Genomic DNA, 19,749 nt, shown 5'->3' with positions numbered 1-19,749 from the left:
ATCATAAAAGGTTAATGGATGAATTTTAAGAAATTTGTAATAGATAACATGATAATCAGAGGTGTGAAATGGAGCAGTATATTATGAAGGGCGGAAATCCCCTGGTCGGTGAAGTGACCATTGGCGGAGCAAAGAATGCCGCTTTAGGAATTCTGGCAGCAGCGATCATGACAGACGAAGATGTTCTGATCGATAATCTACCTGATGTCAGAGATATAAATGTGTTGCTGGAGGCCATAGAGGAGATCGGTGCCAAGGTAGAACGGATTGACAGGCATACGGTCTGCATCAATGGAAAGACCATCCGGGAAGTTTCGGTAGATGATGATTATATCCGTAAGATCAGGGCTTCCTATTATTTCATAGGAGCCATGCTTGGCAAATACAAAAGCGCCCAGGTTCCCCTTCCGGGAGGCTGCAACATCGGAAGCAGGCCTATTGACCAGCACTTAAAAGGATTCCGCGCTCTTGGAGCTGATGTGAAGATTGAACGGGGGGCCGTCATCGCCCATGCCATTGATCTGGTGGCAAGCCATATCTATCTGGATGTGGTAAGCGTTGGGGCTACCATCAATGTCATGATGGCTGCTACCCTTGCAGAGGGACAAACGATACTGGAAAACGTGGCAAAAGAGCCACATGTAGTTGATGTGGCAAACTTTTTAAACAGTATGGGTGCCAATATCAAGGGCGCCGGCACGGATACCATCCGCATCCGCGGGGTAAGAAAGCTCCATGGAACCGAATACTCCATCATTCCGGATCAGATTGAAGCAGGTACCTTTATGTGTGCTGCTGCCATCACCCGTGGGGATGTAATGGTAAAAAATGTCATCCCTAAGCATTTAGAGGCCATTTCTGCAAAACTTCTGGAGATTGGGTGCGAGGTCGTGGAGTTCGATGATGCGGTCCGTGTAGTAGGGAAGTCCTATCAGAAACATACCGATATCAAAACGCTTCCATATCCGGGATTTCCAACTGATATGCAGCCTCAGATGACAGTGACCCTGGCCCTTGCAAAAGGTGCCAGCGTAGTCACAGAGAGTATTTTTGAAAACCGTTTCCGCTATGTAGATGAACTTTCCCGTATGGGAGCAAATGTCAAAGTAGAAGGAAATGTAGCCGTTATTGACGGAGTCGATGGCTTTAGCGGGGCGTTTGTCAACGCTCCTGATCTACGTGCAGGTGCGGCGCTGGTGATTGCCGGATTAGCTGCGGATGGATATACGGTTGTGGATGAGATCGGATATATCCAGAGGGGCTATGAATGCTTTGAAGAAAAGCTTCAGGGCCTTGGCGCCGTGATCGAAAAGGTAGATTCTGAACATGAAGTAAAGAAATTTAAATTAAAAGTTGGCTAGGCGGGGATATTTCCCGCCTTTTCCTATTTGCCGGGCAACGAGCAGTACTATTGTTTTTCCATACCTTTTTCCGAAAGAGACCGTATGGAGGTGGCATATTCCGACGGCGTCATCCCGGTCAGCTTTTTGAACTGCCTGGAAAAATAGTGGACAGAGGTATAACCCAAACGGTCTGCAATCTCGGTAAAGTTCAACTGGTTGCTGCGGATCAGCTGCTTGGCTGCGTCGATTTTCATGCCTGTAAAGAAATCGATGACCCCGCAGCCATATGCTTTATGGAAAATTTTCTGCAGCTGCGACCGTCCGGTTAAATTATCCCGGCAGATGGTTTCAATGGTAAGGTGTTCCCCGATGTGCTCCTCCATATATCGGATGATGCGGTTGTGTGCATCTCCGTGCATGGGACTTGTGGTGACCCGTCCCGTGGAAATCTGCTCCGGATTTGAAAAGTATCTGCGGTAAAGATGGATGATCAGTTCTTCTAAATAATTTCCGATCAGCTGCTCTGCTCCAAAGGACAGGGAGGGCTGCCTTCGCACCAGTTCCTCCTGGTAGGGGTCGTCAAGCCTTCCTGAAAAGGCATTCCTCGCCTCAATGATGATTTGCGCAAGCAGAGCCATCTCCGTCTCCTGTACGGACAGGACTTCTCCCTCAAAGGATTTCATGAATGGAGAGCTGCATTCAAAGCTTACCACCACCAGATTGGGGGCAACGGTTCCGTTGGTCAGGATATTGTGAAACTCCCCGGGCTTGTGAAAGATGATGTTTCCCCGCTTTAAGGGGATCCGTTTTTCTCCGGCCATTACATCGATGACCCCCTTGTCAACGCACACAAACTCCCAGAAGTCATGGCTTTCCCCTGGAAAGGAGAAATCGCTCATGTATTCAAAATAGTGAATGGTTATAACTTTTTTTACGATCGCTGAGGAACGCAGCTGGGTGCTTTTATATGCCATGGAAACCTCCTTCCGTACAGATGTGAATGTGTTATGGACAGTATACCACATTCCATGGTAAAATGGTGAGAAGAGAACGATAATGCAAATTAAATAATAAATAGTGCAAATATCTTTTGGCCTGCATTCATTATACTGAGGGTAATAGAATTTAGGAGGTAACATCGATGAACAAGAAACCGGTTCTGGTAATTATGGCAGCAGGTATGGGAAGCCGCTACGGTGGTTTAAAGCAGATCGACCCTGTGGATGCCCATGGCAACAAAATCATTGACTTTTCTATCTATGATGCGGTTTGGGCTGGATTTGAAAAGGTTGTCTTTATCATTAAAAAAGACATTGAAAAGGAATTTAAAGAAAACATCGGGAACCGTATGGCGGCTCATGTGCAGGTAGAATATGTATATCAGGAGCTTGATAAGCTTCCGGAAGGCTATGAGATACCGGAGGGAAGAGTAAAGCCCTGGGGAACAGGACATGCAATTTTATGCTGCAAGGACGTGGTAGACGGACCTTTTGCGGTTATTAATGCAGATGATTACTACGGCAGAAGTGCCTTTGTTTCCATTTATAACCAGCTTAACAAGGTTTCTGACGGGGAGAGATACCAGTACACCATGGTCGGCTATCAGCTTTACAACACCCTGACGGAAAACGGTCATGTGGCAAGAGGTGTGTGCAGCACCGATGAAGCGGGAATGCTCGTTGACATTCATGAGCGGACCAGGATCGAAAAGCATGGCGACATGGCGGAATTTACAGAAGATGACGGGAAAACCTGGACAGAACTAGGAGAGGACACCATCGTGTCCATGAACATGTGGGGATTTACAAGCAGCATATTAAAGGAGCTTGAGGAACGGTTTGCCGCATTCTTAGACAGAGAGCTTCCTGTAAATCCGTTGAAGTGTGAATACTTCCTTCCCTTTGTGGTTGATGAGCTGTTAAAGGAAGGCAAGGCAGAGGTTTCAGTACTTAAGAGCGTGGACCGATGGTACGGAGTCACTTACAAAGAAGACAAAGAGACAGTGGTCAATGCCATCAAAGAACTGAAAGAAGCCGGCCTGTATCCGGATAAGCTATGGGAGGAAAAGTAATGGGAGACGCACAGTGCGGAAAAATCAAAGAGGCCATCGGGCTTCTGACCTTTGAGGGAGAGCCACTTTCATGGAACCGCTATGGAAGCGGTCATATTAATGATACATTTCGTCTGATCTGCAAAACAGAAGAAGGGGAAAAACACTACATCATCCAGAGAATCAACCATGACGTCTTTAAGGATCCGGTTTCTCTCATGAGAAATATTGCAGGCGTCACTTCCTTTTTGCGGGAACGGATCCAGGCCCAGGGCGGAGATCCGGCCAGGGAGACGCTTAATATTGTTAAAGCAAAAGATGGTAAGGATTACTGTCAGGACAGTGATGGGAATTATTGGAGAGGCTATCTTTTTATTGGAGGGGCAACCACCTATGATAAGGTAAGGCAACCGGAGGATTTCTACCGGAGCGGCAAGGCCTTCGGGCGGTTTAAACGCCTGCTGGCAGAATATCCGGCAGATGAACTGGCGGAAACCATCCCTGATTTCCACAACACCCCGGTTCGTATGGAAGCCTTTAAGGCGGCTGTGAAAGCCGATACCTGCGGCCGTGCCCATCTGGTAGAGGCTGAAATAAAATTCGCCCTTGACCGGGAGAAAGAGGCAGCCATTGCCATGGATATGTTAAAGGAAGGCAGGCTCCCTCTCTGTGTTACCCACAATGATACAAAGCTTAATAACATCATGATCGATGATGAAACCGGAGAAGCCCTGTGCGTGATTGACCTGGATACGATTATGCCAGGCCTGTCCATCTTTGATTTTGGCGATTCCATCCGTTTTGGGGCCAATACGGCAGAAGAGGATGAGCCTGATGTAAGCAAGGTATCCTTGTCCCTGCCTCTGTTTGAGACTTATACCAGAGGATATTTAGAGGGGTGCAAGGGAAGTCTGACGACGGAGGAAAAGGAGATGCTTCCTATGGGAGCAAAGCTGATGACCTTTGAGTGCGGCGTCCGCTTCTTAACAGATTTCCTTCAGGGAGATACTTATTTCCACACAAGCAGAGAAAATCACAATCTGGACCGTGCCAGGACCCAGTTTGCCCTTGTAGCCGATATGGAGAAGAAATGGGAAGAAATGAAAGAAATCGTCCGCAAGAGTGAAAAATGATCCACTTGAGTCATTCGTAAGTAAAATATGAAAAAGAAAGAGGAGAGAATATGAGAATATTGGTAACCGGAGGCGCCGGATATATCGGCAGCCATACATGCATTGAGCTTTTGGAACAAGGTCATGAAGTTGTAGTAGTGGATAACCTTTGCAACTCCTCCAGGGTATCTCTGGAGCGGGTAGAAGCCATTACCGGGAAAACGGTGACCTTCTATGAAGCAGATCTTTTGGACCGGGCTGCATTAGATGAGATATTTGATTATGAGATAATCGATGCTGTCATCCATTTTGCCGGGTTAAAGGCTGTGGGAGAGTCCGTTGCCAAACCTTTGGAATATTACCACAACAACATCACCGGGACTCTGATTCTGTGTGATGTTATGAGGGAGCATAAGGTAAAGAACATCATATTCAGCTCCTCAGCAACCGTATACGGAGATCCGGCATTTGTACCGATCACAGAAGAATGCCCCAAAGGTGCTATTACCAATCCTTACGGGCAGACAAAGGGCATGCTGGAGCAGATCCTCACAGACCTTCATACCGCTGATCCGGAATGGAGTGTGATCATTCTTCGCTATTTCAATCCTGTTGGCGCTCATAAGAGCGGTTTAATCGGTGAAGATCCTGCAGGAATCCCCAATAACTTAACACCCTACATTACCCAGGTTGCAGTAGGCAAGCTGAAGGAAGTAGGTGTATTTGGAAATGACTATGACACGCCTGATGGAACCGGAGTCAGGGATTATATCCATGTGGTAGATCTGGCCGTTGGGCATGTAAAGGCCCTTGAAAAGCTGGCCTCCTCAGAGCCGTTGGTACGTATCTATAATCTGGGAACCGGGCAGGGCTTTAGCGTGCTTCAGATGATCGAAGCGTTTTCAAAGGCATGCGGAAAAAATATCCCATATTCCATCAAGCCCCGCCGCCTAGGCGATATTGCAGAATGCTATGCAGATGCAGCTCTGGCTAAAAAGGAGCTTGGCTGGGAAGCGAAACGCGGAATTGACGAGATGTGTGAAGACTCCTGGAGATGGCAGTCCGGGAATCCTAACGGATACAGGTAAAGGCTTAGGACCTTTGCCTGCATGATGCACCGGCTGGTCTGAGTGTTGGCCAGCCGGGAGCAGATGCTCTATAATTTCCTTTCAATCCATCAAACAGCAATTATTTCAGATTACCGTTGAACTTTAATACTGATAAAATATGAATTTATTTTGGGGTAAAGATGAAGATAAAAAAGATGTTGAAACAGATCAGGAATAATTATGTCATTGGACAGGTGAGAAACATTAATATTCCAGAATTTGAACCGGATAAGATCATGCGGTATCATATTATTTTTTCGGGAAGAGTACAACGCGTTGGTTTTCGTCTGGAAATAGAGCAGCTGGCATTAAGACTAAAATTAACTGGATGGATAAAGAACCTTGAGAGCGGGAATGTAGAAATGGAAATTCAGGGAATGAAAAATAAAATAGACTTCTTATTAGAGTTTATGAATTCACTGAAACGTATTAAAATAAGCCAAATGCAGAAAGATATAAGAACTGTTTTAAACCAGGAAGAGGAGTTTAAGATAATTTAATTACGTAGTTATTTACTATCGTGAAGATTAAAACTGATTGTTTCCGTTGTCAAAGTATCTATCCTTAGGATTTTTATTCCATGGACGGATGCTTTTTTCTTTTATAGGGTTACTTCCGTTTGAAAAATCAGTTTTGTAATTTACTATAGCATTTCATATTTCTTCCCCTGATACCTTTCCCGACGCATTTCCATGAAATAATCAATGAGACGTATCCAACAACATTTTCTCTGATTGAGAAACTGTATAGAGCATACCAAGGATAGAGATAATGCCAAAAGTAATACAAAGAATCCAGGCATAATTGTAGCTTCCCGTGAAATCATAGATGGAGGCTAATAATGGAGTGCCAACGGCAAGCCCAAAACGAAAAAAGTTGATATGTCAAATTAAAAGTAATAAAACTTCGAAAACTGTCGATTGTTTGTTTGGAATTCATAAAAATAATTGATTTTTTTGGTAAAAATAACCATTGTAATTCTTGGGAAAAAGAAATAACATAAAAAGTAAACAACATACAGATCGATTGAAGATTTCGGGAGAGACCGTACATGCAGGATATAATGTCTGGATGATACGGCGCCGAAGGGGAACTGCGTGAGAAACTCTCAGGTAAAAGGACCGAAATTGGACGAATACTCTGGAAAGTGGCTGATGATGATGATGTTACCAGCCCGCCGAAGAAGCAACTTCTCATAGGAACTTTTGAGAAAGAATCTTTCAGGTTACAGGACGGAGGCGCACCTTAAGGGTGTGTCTCCGTTTTTTTGCGCGAGTAAGGAGTCAAATGAATATGCCGGCATATTCACTGGACGAATGCCGCGTCAGCCAGGAAAAGCTCGCAAAAAGTATTTTACCTGGTTATTATACTGGATTTGCATCCCAGGCAGCAAATCCGGAAAAGACGTTTGTAGGTTCTTTTGCCAGTAACAGCAAAGAACAACCTGCAGTTTAGCAGAATAAAACAGGAAAGGAAGAGGAACAAGTGGGATTAAAAACACCTTTGTACGATTGCCATGTAGCTGGGGGAGGTAAAATCGTTCCGTTTGCAGGATACCTCCTGCCGGTACAGTATTCCGGTGTGATTGCGGAGCATATGGCAGTCAGAAAGCAGGCTGGATTATTTGATGTTTCCCATATGGGAGAAGTCATCATATCCGGACCGGATGCGCTACAGTCCTATGTGCAACGAAGAGGGGGGAGTTGTGGATGATCTGATTGTCTACCGGATGGCGGCAGATAAGTATTTCGTGGTAGTAAATGCCTCTAACCGTCACAAAGATGTAGCATGGATGAAGGCGCATCTGATCGTACACGAAGTCCTGATGGCGGAACCAACGGAAACAGAAAGTAAAGCAACGTTGGATGAAGCGGAAGGCATTGCCATTCATATAGCGCCCAGACGAAAATAATGAGGAGGAATTAAGAAGCATGGTAAACGAAATTATGAATTATCTTACCCAGTATGATCAGGAGGTGGGAAAAGCCGTTGAAGCAGAATGCCGCCGCCAGCGCCGGAACTTAGAGCTGATTGCTTCAGAAAATATCGTATCGGAGCAGGTACTGGTTTCAATGGCCAATGTTCTGACCAATAAATACGCGGAAGGATATCCGTCGAAACGCTATTACGGCGGCTGCGAATGTGTGGATGTGGTAGAGGAGATCGCCATGAAACGGGCATGTGAACTGTTTGGAGCGGAATACGCCAATGTCCAGCCCCATTCAGGAGCTCAGGCCAATACGGCGGTTTATTTCGCACTGTTGAATCCCGGTGATACCGTACTGGGAATGAACTTAAACCACGGCGGACATTTAACCCATGGAAGTCCTGTGAACTTATCTGGAAAGTACTATAATTTTGTGCCTTACAGCGTCGATGAGGATACTCAGACCATCAATTACGATACGCTGAGGGAGCTGGCAAGAAAGCATCAGCCAAAGATGATTGTGGCCGGAGCATCGGCATATGCCAGGGAAATCCGGTTTGATATCTTTGCAGATATTGCCAAAGAAGTCGGGGCATATCTGTTTGTTGATATGGCTCATATTGCCGGTCTGGTTGCGGCTGGACTTCATCAGAGCCCCATTCCTTATGCTGACGTTGTTACGACAACGACTCATAAGACCCTGCGTGGCCCGCGGGGCGGTATGATTCTTTGCAGGGATGGAGAGTTTGGCAAACAATTTAATAAAGCCATTTTCCCGGGAATTCAGGGAGGCCCGCTGATGCATATTATTGCGGCCAAGGCGGTGTGCTTCGGAGAGGCATTAAAGCCGGAGTTTAAAGAATACCAGAAACAGGTGGTAAAAAATGCGGCATATCTGGCTGAGTGTCTGGTGAAGGAAGGATTTAACTTACTGACCGGGGGCACGGACAATCATCTGATGCTGGTAGATTTAAGAAATATGAATCTGACCGGGAAAGAAATGCAGCGTCGTCTGGATGAAGTATATATTACCGTCAATAAGAATACCATTCCAAATGATCCGCAAAGTCCTTTTGTAACCAGCGGTATCCGAATCGGTACGCCAGCTGTTACGACCAGAGGCATGAAAGAGCCGGAGATGGAGGTAATTGCCAGGCTGATCAAGATGACGGCAACAGAATTTGAAACAAAACAGGAAGAAATCAAACGCGGAGTAGAAGGAATTTGCGATAAATTTCTGCTGTACGAATCCTGATGATGCATACATATAAGTTGGAAAAGCAGACAATGAAGAAACAGATTAAGGAAAGAGGCGTCAGCTGACTGGCGCCTGTATTCCTATAAACCGTTTGATAAAGGGGTGAGAGCGAGGCATATGCTGTTTGTAGAAAATAATAACCGGGATCCTTATCAGAATCATGCCCTGGAAGAGTGGCTGATGGATCATGTGGATCAGGACTGTTTTATGCTGTGGAGAAATGAGAAAGCAATTCTGCTGGGGAAAAACCAGAATGCTTATAGTGAAATCAACATGCCTTATGCAATGGAAAATGGAATTAAAATTGTCAGGAGAATTACCGGAGGTGGAACCGTATTTACAGATGAAGGAAATGTGATGTTTACGTTTATCAGCTGTAATGGAAGGAAAGATTTTTCGGATTTTCTCATGTTCACAAAGCCAGTGCTTCATGCACTGCACAGAATGGGAATTCCAGCAGAATTTACAGGCAGAAATGATCTGACTATTGACGGAAAAAAGTTCTCCGGCAATGCCCAGTCCCGTTACAAGGATAAGTTGCTGCATCATGGAACTCTCATGTATGCAGCAAATACGGAGGAATTGGCAAAAGCCTTGAATGTCAGGGAAATCAAACTGAAAAGCAAAGGGGTATCATCAGTAAAAAGCCGGGTTACCAACATCAGTGATTATCTTACAGATAAGATGGATATTGAGGAATTCCGCAGAAAGATGTTTTATATGGTAATGGAAGAAATACCGGGTGCGGAGTTCTTTCGCTTAACACCTAAACAGTGGCAGGAGGTCAGGCAGCGTGCTTTGGAAGGCCATGCAACAAAAGAATGGATCTATGGCAGCAATCCATCTTTTGATATAAGAAGAGAAACAAAGCTGACTGGAGGTATTGTTGAGGTGTTTTTAAACATTGAAAAAGGGAAAATATCCCAAGCCAGAATCTATGGAGATTTCTTTGGTGATGGAGATATTCGTGAAGTGGAGCAGCATTTAAGCGGAGTTTTCTATGAAAAAGAGGCGATCCGGAATGTACTGGCAGAGTTTGCGGCCGGAACTTATTTTGGAGCAATAGGAAGTGAAGAACTGACAACAGCCTTTATATCGATTTAGAAAGGAAACCTTTACGCCCGGAAAAATGGGCAGTATAAGATGAGAGGAACAAGCGGCATGGAATATCTTAGAAAACCAGAGTGGTTAAAAGTGGAAAAGGGAAGAGGACAATGCGGCAAGGTCAGCAGGATCCTAAAGAGCCATCAGTTAAACAGTGTCTGTTCTGAAGCTGGCTGTCCAAATCGGGGTGAATGCTTCCAAAGTGGAACAGCAACTTTCATGCTTCTGGGAAAATACTGTACCCGTAACTGCACGTTTTGCCAGGTAGCAAAAGGCAATCCAGAGCCAGTTGATGAAAGCGAACCGGATCATGTGGCAGAGGCAGCCCGGGAAATGGGACTTACCCATGTGGTAATTACTTCTGTTACCAGAGATGATCTTCCGGATGGAGGCGCCGAACATTTTGCCAGGACGATCCGGGCAGTGCGCAGAGAAGTGCCGCAGGGTACCATTGAAGTTTTAATTCCTGATTTTAATGGGGAGGAAGCAGCCCTTAAAACGGTTATGGCGGAAAAACCAGATATTTTAAATCACAATGTGGAAACGGTGCCGGAGCTTTATGAAAAGGTACGGCCGAAAGCCATATTTGAACGATCTGTAGAGCTGCTGAGCCGTGCAAAAAAGATGGACAAAGCCATCTGCACAAAATCAGGGTTTATGGTAGGATTGGGAGAGACGGACGAACAAGTTTTTAAACTGCTGGAAACACTGCACCAGGCAGGCTGTGATATGGTGACGATCGGACAGTATCTTCAGCCATCCCGAGATCATTACCAGGTAAAGAAATACGTTCATCCGGATGTTTTTGACCGGTATCGTGAAAACGCATATCAGATAGGAATTTCCTGTGTGGCGAGCGGACCGCTGGTGCGGAGTTCTTACCATGCACAGGAGGATTATTTAAAATTAAAGTAGCCGCTCATTCAATTATAAGAGAGCGCATTCGTTTAATCGGAAAGCGTTTGGCAGAAGCGCTTCCAACGGAAGGCGCTGTTGCTCCGGCAGATGATTCAATCTGCCGGAGCAATAACCCCTTTATTACTCCCAAATCAACTGATGAACCGCTTCATGTATTTTTTTTGCTATGTAAGGATTGTTCATTGTATAAAGATGAATGCCATTGACGCCGTGTACAACTAGATCAACAATTTGATCAATTGCATAAGCGATGCCTGCCTCACGCATTGCATCCGGATTATTTTCGTACCGGTTCATCATCGCAATAAATTTTGAGGGCAGTTCTACATGGCAGAGTGATACCATGCGTTCGATCTGCTTTTTATTGATCACCGGCATAATGCCTGCCTCAATCGGAACATGGATCCCCGCAAGGGTACAACGCTCCTGGAATCGATAAAGATAGTCATTATGAAAGAAAAGCTGTGTAATTAACTGATCCGCACCTGAATCCACTTTTTTCTTCAAATTACGGATGTCTTCAATGAGATTTTTTGTTTCCGTATGCCCTTCAGGATAGCAGGCCGCTGTTATGTCAAAATCTCCATGTTCCTTAATAAATGCAATCATATCACTGGCATAGGGAAAGTCACCTCTGGGCTCCTTGGAATCCAAAATATCTCCACGGAGCGCAAGGATATTTTCGATTCCGTTTTGCTTAAAATCCTCCAACTGAGAAAGCAAATCTTCTTTCGAGAGGCCGGCACAAGTTAAATGGGCCAAACTTTCAATTTTATATTGATTCTTAATCGTGGATGCAATTTCACAGGTTGCGTGACTGCTGCCGTTGCCGCCAGCTCCATAGGTTACGCTGATAAAGTCGGGATTCAGTTCATGCAAAGCGTCAAGCGTATTGTAAATTGTCTGGATAGAGTCGGTTCTTTTGGGTGGAAAAACCTCAAAAGATAACGTCGCCTGATTTTTTAGGATATTAGATAGTTTCATTTCTCAACCGCCTTGCCGCCTGAACCATGTTTTCAAGACTGGGTATTGTTTCTGCATATTGCCGTGTTTTTAAACCGCAGTCCGGATTTACCCATAATTTTTCTTTGGGCAGCCTTTTAAGTATTTCATTCAGAGCCGATTCTATTTCTTCCACAGACGGAACTCTTGGTGAGTGAATATCATAAACGCCAGGACCTGCCTCTGTCTTAAGATGATTTTCTTTTAAAGAATCCAGAATCATCAAATCCGAACGTGATGCCTCAAAGGTGATCACATCAGCATCCATATGATCAATCGCAGGAATAATATCGGTAAATTCACTATAGCACATATGGGTATGGATTTGCGTATCAGGTTTTACGCCACTGTGGACCAAACGAAACGCGGGAATTGCCCAGCTTAAGTATTCGCTGTCCCAGTCGGATTTTCTTATAGGAAGTTTTTCCCTGAGTGCGGCTTCATCAACCTGAATGATCCTGATGCCGTTTGACTCAAGGTCAAGCACTTCATCGCGAATGGCCAGCGCGATTTGGTATGCAATTTCTTTCAGCGAAATATCCTCCCGAGGGAAAGACCAGTTCAGGATTGTAACCGGCCCTGTGAGCATACCCTTCATAGGCTTTTTGGTAAGATTCTGTGCATAAACAGACCATTCAACAGTCATGGGCTTTTCCCTGGAAATATCTCCCCAAACCACCGGAGGCTTTACGCAGCGGGTACCGTAAGACTGCACCCATGCTTTTTCCATAAACAGATACCCATGGAGGGATTCGCCAAAATATTCCACCATATCGTTTCGTTCAAACTCACCATGCACCAAAACATCCAGTCCAATCTCCTCCTGGATCTTGACGCATTCGGAGATTTTTACCTTAATAAAATCACGGTATTGTTCTTCTGTTATATTGCCCTTTCTATAGGCGGTGCGGTTGGCTTTTACATCTGCTGTTTGCGGAAAGGAACCAATCGTTGTGGTTGGAAGATACGGAAAGCCGAACTTCTTTTTTTGGACCGCCTCACGGACCGAAAACTCCGGAAGCCGTGTAAATTCACTTTCCTTTATATCTGTTACCCTTTGCTGCACCTTTTCATTGCTGCACTTTCTGTCTTCGCTCAATAAATTGACATTTCTTCTGTATTCCACTGTTTCAATGGGAGTTTGAGATAAGCAAATTTCTTTTAATTCGCTGAGTTCCCCAAGTTTTTCTACGGCGAATGAAAAATAGCGCTTTTGCTGCTCAGGGAGTTTTGTTTCATTCTGCAAGGTATAGGGAACATGTAAAAGCGAGCAGGAGGTCCCGAGTACAACACTGCGGCAATGTTTCTGCAACTCAGTGATAATCTGGAAAGATTTAGCGTAGTTATTTTTCCAGATGTTTTTGCCGTTTACAATGCCTGCAAACAGTGTTTTGCCAGAGGGGAATCCGTTTGCCTTTACAAGCTCCAGAGATTTCTTACCCTCAATAAAATCCATTCCGATCCCGTCAAAATCCAGTTCAGCAATTTCCTGATAACAGTCACGTATGTCACCAAAATAGGTCTGTAAAAGTACATTTACTGTTCCTTTTGCAGATAGGATGGTGCCGTAAAGCCGTTTAAATAAGAGAATGTCTTCATCGGTAAGATCTTGTACAAGGCATGGTTCGTCAAACTGGAGCCATTCTGCTCCTGTTTCACTGAATCTTGTAAGTAATTCCTGATAAGCCGCTATGATAGCCTCTGTAAAGTCATTCACACGCTTTTCACCCGTAAATCTTGCAAGCTTCAAAAAAGTAAATGCTCCGGTCAAAACAGGTTTCGTTTTAATTCCCAGCTGCTGTGCCTCTTTAAATTCATCAAATGGCTTATTTCCTGCAAGCTGTATGATTGCATTATCATCAATTTCTGGAACTATGTAATGATAATTTGTATTAAACCATTTTTTCATGGCAAGTGCTTTCACATCACCGTTTGAACCTTGATATCCTCTTGCCATTGCAAAATAAGTATCTAAAGGCGATAATGCCAGATCGCGGTATCGGGCCGGAATCACATTTAGCAGAACCGCAGTGTCAAGAACATTGTCATAAAGAGAAAAGTCGTTACTTGGAATAAAGTCGGTCCTATGATTCTCCTGCGTGTTCCAATGGATAGTTCTTAAATTTTTTGCCGCTGCCTGCAATTCATCTGCGGATATTTCTTTTCTAAAATATTTTTCACATGCAAATTTTAATTCTCTTAAAGCTCCCACTCTTGGGTAGCCAATAACAGATGTTTTCATGTAGCAAAATCCCTTCCGTTTATTTTACTACAAATAATAACACGGGAATGCGGTTATCACGTAATACCAAATAAATATAGATACCTATAGATAAAAACTATGACACATACTCCGCAATAAGACAAACTGGCCGGCAATATGCTCAAAGAACTCGGGCAAGGGCCTAAAGGCTTGTATCACGCTTTATATTTTTCTCAGACAGCTTTTTTATAGAGGTGGCATACTCCGAAGGAGTCATTCCGGTCAAATGCTTAAATTGTCTGGAAAAATAGTGGACCGAGGTATATCCCAGCTGATTGGCGATCTGGGTAAAATTAAGCTGCCGGTTCCGGATAAGCTGCTTGGCCGCATCGATTTTCATGCTGTTAAAATATTCAATGACGCCGGTGTTCCCCTTTTCAGAGAAAAGTTTTTTTAACTGGGAAGTGCTGATTAAATTATCCCGGCTGATCTGATCAATGGTCAGCTGGTTACAGATGTTCTTTTCGAAATAACAAAGGATGGTTTCATAGATGTCTTCTGCGGAAGGGGTGTCCTTAAGGAGGGCGGGAGCCTGTCTGGCTGAAAAGGAATGGCGGTATATCTGTATCAGGAACTGTTCCAGATAAATCTTTATCATCTGCTCTGCCGCAAAGGGCCCGTGGTCCTTTCGCACCAGCACTTCCTGATAGGGGTTGTCAAGCCTTCCTTCAAAGCACAGGCGTGCTTCTGCAATGATCCGCGCCAGAAGCTCCTGCTCCTCTTGCCCCACCTTTAAGATCTGCTCCTTAAAAAAGGCCATATGAGGCGATTGGCAGTCAAATCCAATGACCACAAGGTTGGGTGCAATGACTCCATTGGCTAAAACCCTGTGGAATTCATTTGGCTGATGGAAAATAACCTCTCCTTTTTGAAGCGTCAGCCGTTCATGATCAGCCACCACATCCACTTCTCCCTTATCAACACAAAGCAGTTCCCAAAAATTATGAGATTCCCCCGCAAAGGTGAAGTCGCTCATATATTCAAAATAATGGATGCTGATTATCCGGTGTATTGTCACCTCTTCTGTTAACTCCGTATACTTATATTTCATACAATCCCCCCTGGTTTCATAGACTAGATGCTTCTGTTTTTAAAATGTAATGTTGTGCAAATAGTATATAATTTATCTGTATTTTAACTTCTAATTATGAAAAAAGCAAATGAAAAAATCTAAATTGTTAAAAATGATGACCTTTTGTACAAAGCTTTTTGTCAAAAAGTATAATAATATAGAAATCACCAAGAACATCTGACAAAAAAGTCGGATAACAAAGGGAGGTAAAATTATGAAAAGACGTTTTATGAGTATTATGCTAAGTGCGGTCATGACTGCCGGTCTTCTGGCAGGATGTGCAGGAGGGGCTGCCACTGCTACCACAGCTGCGCCGGCTGGCGGAGCGGCCACGGATGCACCGAAGGAAACGGCTGCAGGCGGCGGGGAAGGACTTATCTACTGGTCCATGTGGGAAGCAACGGAGCCTCAGGGCCAGGCGATCCAGATGGCAATTGACAAATTCACTGCAGATACAGGAGTGAAGGTTGATGTTCAGTTTAAGGGACGTACGGGAATCCGTGAAGGTCTGCAGCCGGCTTTGGATGCGGGAACCAACATTGACTTATTTGACGAGGATATTGACCGTGTAAATACCACATGGGGACAGTATTTAATGGATCTGGAGGATTTAGTAAAGACTACCGGCTATGAAGCCAATGCCAATGCAGGCTTAATGAGTGCTTGCCGGGAAGTGGGAGATGGAACATTAAAATCCATTCCTTACCAGCCCAATGTATTTGCATTTTTCTATAATCAGACTATTTTCGATGAGGCAGGAATCAAGGAAGTACCAAAGACCTGGGAAGAGCTTGACGCAGCATGCCAGAAGATCAAGGATGCGGGCTATACTCCCATTACCTGTGATGACGCTTACATAACAGCCATGTTTGGCTATCATATGTCCAGACTATTAGGCGAACCGGAAACAGAGGCTGTTGTAAAGGAAGGCAAGTGGGATGACCCGGCAGTCCTTAAAACAGCTCAGGATTATGAAGATTTTGCACAGAAAGGGTATTTTTCAGAAACCATTGCTTCTAACGTATGGCCTGCTGGACAGAACCAGGAGCTTGCTCTTGGAACGGCAGCCATGTATTTGAACGGCTCCTGGCTTCCCAATGAAGTAAAGGATATGGCAGGAGAAGACTTTAAATGGGGCTGCTTCAGCTATCCGGCAGTGGAAGGCGGAAAAGACGGCACCAATGCCTCCAATTACGGCGCTCAGGTTTTGGCGATCAACAAGAATTCCCAAAATGGGGAAAATGCATTTAAGCTGATTGAATACATCACCCAGGGAGAATTTGACAAGAAGATGTCCGAAATGTCAATGGGTATTCCGGCAGATTCCAGAAATGCAGAGTGGCCGGCACAGCTTGCCAGTGTGAAGCCGGTTATGGAGAGCTTAAGCGTACGTTATCCCTGGGCAGCCGGAGCGGAAGCCAATGCAGACTTAACACCGATTATTAAAGAGAACTTTATGAAGCTTTGCGGAGGTTCCATTACAGCGACTGGGTTCGTGGATGCTCTTAAAGCAGCAGGCAAATAATCCGGATCAATAGAATTTTATGGTGGCACCGCCTTGGCGGTGTCACCCTGTAATTAAGGAAAGCCGGGGGAGGTATTTAACGTGAAGAAGAATAAGACAATGATTGCCGTATTTCTAACACCGGCAGTTTTAATGTTTGTCCTTGTGTTCCTTTATCCCATTGTCAGGACAATTATAATGAGCTTCTTTAAAATTGAAGGAATCACGGACTCTATGACCAAGTGGCAGTTTACCGGATTAGCCAATTACAGCAAGCTTGCATCGACCAGTTTATTCCGTATTTCCATGTGGAATCTGTTCCGCATCTGGTTAATAGGCGGACTGGTTGTTATGTCTCTCGCTCTTTTGTTTGCGGTGATCCTCACCAGCGGGATACGCTTTAAAAGCTTTTTCAGGGCAATGATCTATCTTCCCAACGTAGTCAGTGCGGTCGCCCTTGCGACCATGTGGCTTCAGTATGTATACAGCCCTAAGTTCGGTCTCCTTAAAAATGTATTTTCCGCCATGGGGCTTAACTATTTATCCAAAGTCCAGTGGCTTGACAATGATCATAAATTCATGGCCCTGCTGGTTGCCTATTGCTTTGGCATGGTGGGATATCATATGCTGATATTTGCAAGCGGGATCGAGCGGATCGGAGAGGACTACTATGAGGCGGCCACTCTGGATGGAGCAAATAAGGTAAACCAGTTCCGCTATATCACCCTTCCCCTGTTAAAAGGGGTATTTAAAACCAATATCACCATGTGGAGCGTTACATCGGTGGGCTTCTTCGTCTGGTCCCAGCTGTTTTCAACGGTTACGGCGGATACCCAGACCATTACCCCCATGGTTTATATGTATATGATGATTTTTGGTGCCGGCAACAGCATGACCGAGCGGAATGCAGGCCTGGGTGCGGCAATCGGTGTCCTTTTAAGCATCTGTGTGGTTGCGGTATTCCTGCTATGCAATAAACTGATAAAAGAGGATGATCTGGAATTCTAAGGAGGGGGATCTATGGCTAAAAAGAAAAGGTTTATGGAGCCATTTAACTGGAAAAGAGAGCTAAAGCTTTTTCCGGGATATCTGCTCCTTAGTGTTTGGATATTATTTACCATTGTATTGCTGGGCTGGGTGGTAGCTGCCAGTTTTTCTACGACAAAGGCCATTTTTTCAGGCCATATTCTGTCCCAGGGAATTCATTTTGAGAACTATGTAAAGGCCTGGACCAATTCCAATGTGTCCGCTATTTTCTTTAATTCCCTGATGTATTCTGTTATTTCATGCACGCTTCTTGTTTTGATCTGTGCGCCTGCCGCGTACGTATTGTCCCGCTTTCGCTTTGCAGGGAATAAAATGATCCAGACCAGCCTCGTGTCTGCTATGGGAGTGCCTGTGGTCATGATCGTTCTTCCCCTGTTCAGCCTGATCGCGGGTATGAACGTGTTAAACAACTATGTTGCAAACAAGGCGGTGCTGATATTTCTTTATGTGGGGATCAATGTTCCTTATACAACGATTTTTCTTCTCACATTTTTTGCCAATATCTCCAGAGCCTACGAGGAAGCGGCAGCCATTGACGGCTGTCCTCCCATGAGGGCTTTCTGGCTGATCATGTTTCCTATGGCTCAGTCCGGGATCATAACGGTTACTATTTTCAATTTTATCAATATATGGAATGAGTATTTTATTTCCCTGATTTTCGCCAACTCCGACAGAGTACGGCCAGTTGCGGTGGGACTTTATTCCATGATCAATTCCATGAAATATACGGGGGACTGGTCAGGTATGTTCGCATCCGTTATCATCGTATTTCTTCCTACCTTTATCCTTTATATCTTTTTGTCGGAGAAGATCATTGCCGGCATTACCGGAGGCGGAGTCAAAGGTTAATGGCTTTGCTGGAAAAAATAAAAACCTCCTGCTTTACGTGGAATGCAAGATAATTCATTTATTATAGAAGAATTATTTCTTGCGGCCCAGGTAAGGCGGGAGGTTTTTATTTTGTTATTTATCTATGACCGGAATCGGCGTTTCGTCCCTTTCATCTAAGTGGCTCAGATAATACTTTGTATCTTTTGCCACAACGCCCGATAAAAGCAGAACAGCCACAAGATTGGGAATCGCCATCAGTGCGTTTAGGATGTCTGAAATCGTCCATACCAGATCCAGAGACAGCACAGGACCGACAACCACGATTGACACGAAGATGATTTTATAGGGCAGCATCCCCCTGGCGCCAAATAAATACTCGCAGCATCGTTCCCCGTAATAAGACCAGCCTAGAATGGTGGAATAAGCAAAAGTAATGATTCCAACAACCAGGATCACCGGCCCAAGCACAGGAATCTGACTGAAAGCAGCAGTGGTCATCTGTCCGCCGTTTTGTATCATATCCATGTTGATGTCCGGGTTTTTCATTATGGTCGTAACAAGGACCAGACCGGTCATAAGGCAGACTACAACCGTATCCCAGAAGGTTCCGGTTGAGGAAACCAGCGCCTGACGCACCGGATTACGTGTTTGCGCAGCCGAAGCAACCAGTGGTGCGGAGCCCATACCGGACTCATTGGAAAATAAACCGCGGGCAATGCCATACTGCATGGCAAGCATAATACCCCGGCCAACCAGCCCGCCTGCAACCGCACCGGGTTTAAAGGCCAGGGTCACAATCGCCCTCAGTGCAGGAAGGATGAAGTCAGCATTAATACTAAGAATGATCAGGCAGCCTGCCACATAGAATGCCGCCATAAATGGTACAAGTTTCTCGCACACCGTTGCGATGGACTTGATGCCGCCGATAATAACCACAGCGGTAATCACGCCGAAGATAAGGCCAATTGCAATGCGCGGGATCGGCAGCGGTACGTTGTTTTCAATAATTTCAGCAATGGCGTTGATCTGAGTCCCGCTTCCAATGCCAAAGGAAGCAAACAGGGCGAACAGTGCAAAGAGTACGCCCAGCCACTTTAAGCCCAGTGCGCGCTCCAGTGCATACATGGCGCCTCCCTGCATTCGTCCATCTTTCGTCTGCACACGATATTTAACTGCAATCAGGGATTCTGAATATTTGGTAGCAATGCC

The 19,749-nt window shown here is 44.9% G+C and carries 17 protein-coding genes, 1 pseudogene and 2 riboswitches; of the genes and pseudogenes, 13 read left to right on the top strand and 5 right to left on the bottom strand.

The genetic code is table 11. The features are described 5' to 3' along the window. Positions 1-68 precede the first annotated feature (68 nt). Positions 69-1,361: a UDP-N-acetylglucosamine 1-carboxyvinyltransferase gene (locus RT269_RS07320; protein ID WP_313181579.1), complete on the top strand. Its 1,293-nt coding sequence runs from the start codon at positions 69-71 to the stop codon at positions 1,359-1,361. A gap of 47 nt (positions 1,362-1,408) precedes the next feature. On the opposite strand, the gene RT269_RS07315 is transcribed toward RT269_RS07320, so the two are convergent. Further along, the gene (locus RT269_RS07315; protein WP_313181578.1) at positions 1,409-2,317 is read right to left on the bottom strand and encodes an AraC family transcriptional regulator; all 909 of its coding nucleotides are present in this window, start codon (positions 2,315-2,317) and stop codon (positions 1,409-1,411) included. 167 nt (positions 2,318-2,484) lie between these two features. Between RT269_RS07315 and RT269_RS07310 the strand changes: the two genes are divergently transcribed. The 9 genes and pseudogenes from RT269_RS07310 to lipA all read left to right on the top strand — a co-directional run bounded on the left by RT269_RS07310 (position 2,485) and on the right by lipA (position 10,818). Then, positions 2,485-3,414: a nucleotidyltransferase family protein gene (locus tag RT269_RS07310; RefSeq protein WP_313181576.1), complete on the top strand. Its 930-nt coding sequence runs from the start codon at positions 2,485-2,487 to the stop codon at positions 3,412-3,414. Then, a complete protein-coding gene (locus RT269_RS07305; RefSeq protein WP_313181575.1) occupies positions 3,414-4,526 on the top strand; it encodes a phosphotransferase enzyme family protein in 1,113 nt (370 codons plus the stop codon). The genes RT269_RS07310 and RT269_RS07305 overlap by 1 nt, the downstream gene beginning before the upstream one ends. A gap of 50 nt (positions 4,527-4,576) precedes the next feature. Beyond that, complete coding sequence (galE, locus tag RT269_RS07300) at positions 4,577-5,593, top strand: UDP-glucose 4-epimerase GalE (RefSeq protein WP_313181574.1); 1,017 nt, start codon at positions 4,577-4,579, stop codon at positions 5,591-5,593. A 161-nt stretch (positions 5,594-5,754) separates the two neighbouring features. Continuing rightward, a complete protein-coding gene (locus tag RT269_RS07295) occupies positions 5,755-6,114 on the top strand; it encodes an acylphosphatase (RefSeq protein ID WP_313181573.1) in 360 nt (119 codons plus the stop codon). Between the two features lie 526 nt (positions 6,115-6,640). Further along, positions 6,641-6,748, top strand: a riboswitch (glycine riboswitch). A gap of 4 nt (positions 6,749-6,752) precedes the next feature. Beyond that, a riboswitch (glycine riboswitch) is annotated at positions 6,753-6,852 on the top strand. A 55-nt stretch (positions 6,853-6,907) separates the two neighbouring features. After that, on the top strand, positions 6,908-7,069 hold the full coding sequence (locus RT269_RS07290) for a hypothetical protein (protein WP_313181572.1): 162 nt from the start codon (positions 6,908-6,910) through the stop codon (positions 7,067-7,069). A 30-nt stretch (positions 7,070-7,099) separates the two neighbouring features. After that, a pseudogene (locus RT269_RS07285) lies at positions 7,100-7,418 on the top strand (glycine cleavage system aminomethyltransferase GcvT); the annotation flags it as partial. Positions 7,419-7,545: 127 nt separating this feature from the next. After that, the gene (glyA, locus tag RT269_RS07280; RefSeq protein ID WP_313181571.1) at positions 7,546-8,796 is read left to right on the top strand and encodes a serine hydroxymethyltransferase; all 1,251 of its coding nucleotides are present in this window, start codon (positions 7,546-7,548) and stop codon (positions 8,794-8,796) included. A 120-nt stretch (positions 8,797-8,916) separates the two neighbouring features. Then, a complete protein-coding gene (locus RT269_RS07275) occupies positions 8,917-9,903 on the top strand; it encodes a lipoate--protein ligase (RefSeq protein WP_313181570.1) in 987 nt (328 codons plus the stop codon). 57 nt (positions 9,904-9,960) lie between these two features. Then, positions 9,961-10,818, top strand: a complete 858-nt coding sequence (gene lipA, locus RT269_RS07270) for a lipoyl synthase (protein ID WP_313181569.1) — start codon at positions 9,961-9,963, stop codon at positions 10,816-10,818. A gap of 123 nt (positions 10,819-10,941) precedes the next feature. Here the strand turns inward: lipA and metF are convergent, their stop codons facing one another. The 3 genes from metF to RT269_RS07255 form a co-directional block, all read right to left on the bottom strand. Continuing rightward, positions 10,942-11,805, bottom strand: a complete 864-nt coding sequence (metF, locus tag RT269_RS07265) for a methylenetetrahydrofolate reductase [NAD(P)H] (RefSeq protein ID WP_313181567.1) — start codon at positions 11,803-11,805, stop codon at positions 10,942-10,944. Continuing rightward, positions 11,792-14,065 carry a 5-methyltetrahydropteroyltriglutamate--homocysteine S-methyltransferase gene (gene metE / locus RT269_RS07260; RefSeq protein WP_313181565.1) on the bottom strand — a complete coding sequence of 758 codons (2,274 nt, stop codon included), beginning with the start codon at positions 14,063-14,065 and terminating at the stop codon, positions 11,792-11,794. The genes metF and metE overlap by 14 nt, the downstream gene beginning before the upstream one ends. 163 nt (positions 14,066-14,228) lie before the next feature. After that, complete coding sequence (locus RT269_RS07255; RefSeq protein ID WP_313181564.1) at positions 14,229-15,137, bottom strand: AraC family transcriptional regulator; 909 nt, start codon at positions 15,135-15,137, stop codon at positions 14,229-14,231. A gap of 235 nt (positions 15,138-15,372) precedes the next feature. Between RT269_RS07255 and RT269_RS07250 the strand changes: the two genes are divergently transcribed. From RT269_RS07250 to RT269_RS07240, 3 genes are all read left to right on the top strand, one after another. After that, positions 15,373-16,683 carry an ABC transporter substrate-binding protein gene (locus RT269_RS07250; protein WP_331664101.1) on the top strand — a complete coding sequence of 437 codons (1,311 nt, stop codon included), beginning with the start codon at positions 15,373-15,375 and terminating at the stop codon, positions 16,681-16,683. 81 nt (positions 16,684-16,764) lie between these two features. Further along, positions 16,765-17,670: a carbohydrate ABC transporter permease gene (locus tag RT269_RS07245; RefSeq protein WP_313181563.1), complete on the top strand. Its 906-nt coding sequence runs from the start codon at positions 16,765-16,767 to the stop codon at positions 17,668-17,670. 12 nt (positions 17,671-17,682) lie between these two features. Continuing rightward, positions 17,683-18,558, top strand: a complete 876-nt coding sequence (locus RT269_RS07240) for a carbohydrate ABC transporter permease (protein ID WP_313181562.1) — start codon at positions 17,683-17,685, stop codon at positions 18,556-18,558. A gap of 114 nt (positions 18,559-18,672) precedes the next feature. On the opposite strand, the gene RT269_RS07235 is transcribed toward RT269_RS07240, so the two are convergent. After that, positions 18,673-19,749: alanine/glycine:cation symporter family protein (locus tag RT269_RS07235; protein WP_313181561.1), on the bottom strand; the 1,077-nt coding region annotated here is incomplete at its 5' end.

The sequence above is a fragment of the Lacrimispora sp. genome (assembly GCF_032078915.1).
Lineage (GTDB): Bacteria > Bacillota > Clostridia > Lachnospirales > Lachnospiraceae > Lacrimispora.
The sequence above is the reverse complement of the archived record's forward strand: the minus strand, read 5'-3'. Positions and strand labels throughout refer to the sequence as shown.

Bases quoted from the DNA above. Each gene is read 5' to 3' on its own strand.
- RT269_RS07320 (WP_313181579.1), top strand. From the start codon at position 69: ATGGAGCAGTATATTATGAAGGGCGGAAATCCCCTGGTCGGTGAAGTG.
- metF (WP_313181567.1), bottom strand. From the start codon at position 11,805: ATGAAACTATCTAATATCCTAAAAAATCAGGCGACGTTATCTTTTGAG.
- RT269_RS07315 (WP_313181578.1), bottom strand. From the start codon at position 2,317: ATGGCATATAAAAGCACCCAGCTGCGTTCCTCAGCGATCGTAAAAAAA.
- lipA (WP_313181569.1), top strand. From the start codon at position 9,961: ATGGAATATCTTAGAAAACCAGAGTGGTTAAAAGTGGAAAAGGGAAGA.
- RT269_RS07250 (WP_331664101.1), top strand. From the start codon at position 15,373: ATGAAAAGACGTTTTATGAGTATTATGCTAAGTGCGGTCATGACTGCC.
- RT269_RS07240 (WP_313181562.1), top strand. From the start codon at position 17,683: ATGGCTAAAAAGAAAAGGTTTATGGAGCCATTTAACTGGAAAAGAGAG.
- RT269_RS07295 (WP_313181573.1), top strand. From the start codon at position 5,755: ATGAAGATAAAAAAGATGTTGAAACAGATCAGGAATAATTATGTCATT.
- galE (WP_313181574.1), top strand. From the start codon at position 4,577: ATGAGAATATTGGTAACCGGAGGCGCCGGATATATCGGCAGCCATACA.
- RT269_RS07255 (WP_313181564.1), bottom strand. From the start codon at position 15,137: ATGAAATATAAGTATACGGAGTTAACAGAAGAGGTGACAATACACCGG.
- glyA (WP_313181571.1), top strand. From the start codon at position 7,546: ATGGTAAACGAAATTATGAATTATCTTACCCAGTATGATCAGGAGGTG.
- RT269_RS07310 (WP_313181576.1), top strand. From the start codon at position 2,485: ATGAACAAGAAACCGGTTCTGGTAATTATGGCAGCAGGTATGGGAAGC.
- RT269_RS07305 (WP_313181575.1), top strand. From the start codon at position 3,414: ATGGGAGACGCACAGTGCGGAAAAATCAAAGAGGCCATCGGGCTTCTG.
- metE (WP_313181565.1), bottom strand. From the start codon at position 14,065: ATGAAAACATCTGTTATTGGCTACCCAAGAGTGGGAGCTTTAAGAGAA.
- RT269_RS07290 (WP_313181572.1), top strand. From the start codon at position 6,908: ATGCCGGCATATTCACTGGACGAATGCCGCGTCAGCCAGGAAAAGCTC.
- RT269_RS07275 (WP_313181570.1), top strand. From the start codon at position 8,917: ATGCTGTTTGTAGAAAATAATAACCGGGATCCTTATCAGAATCATGCC.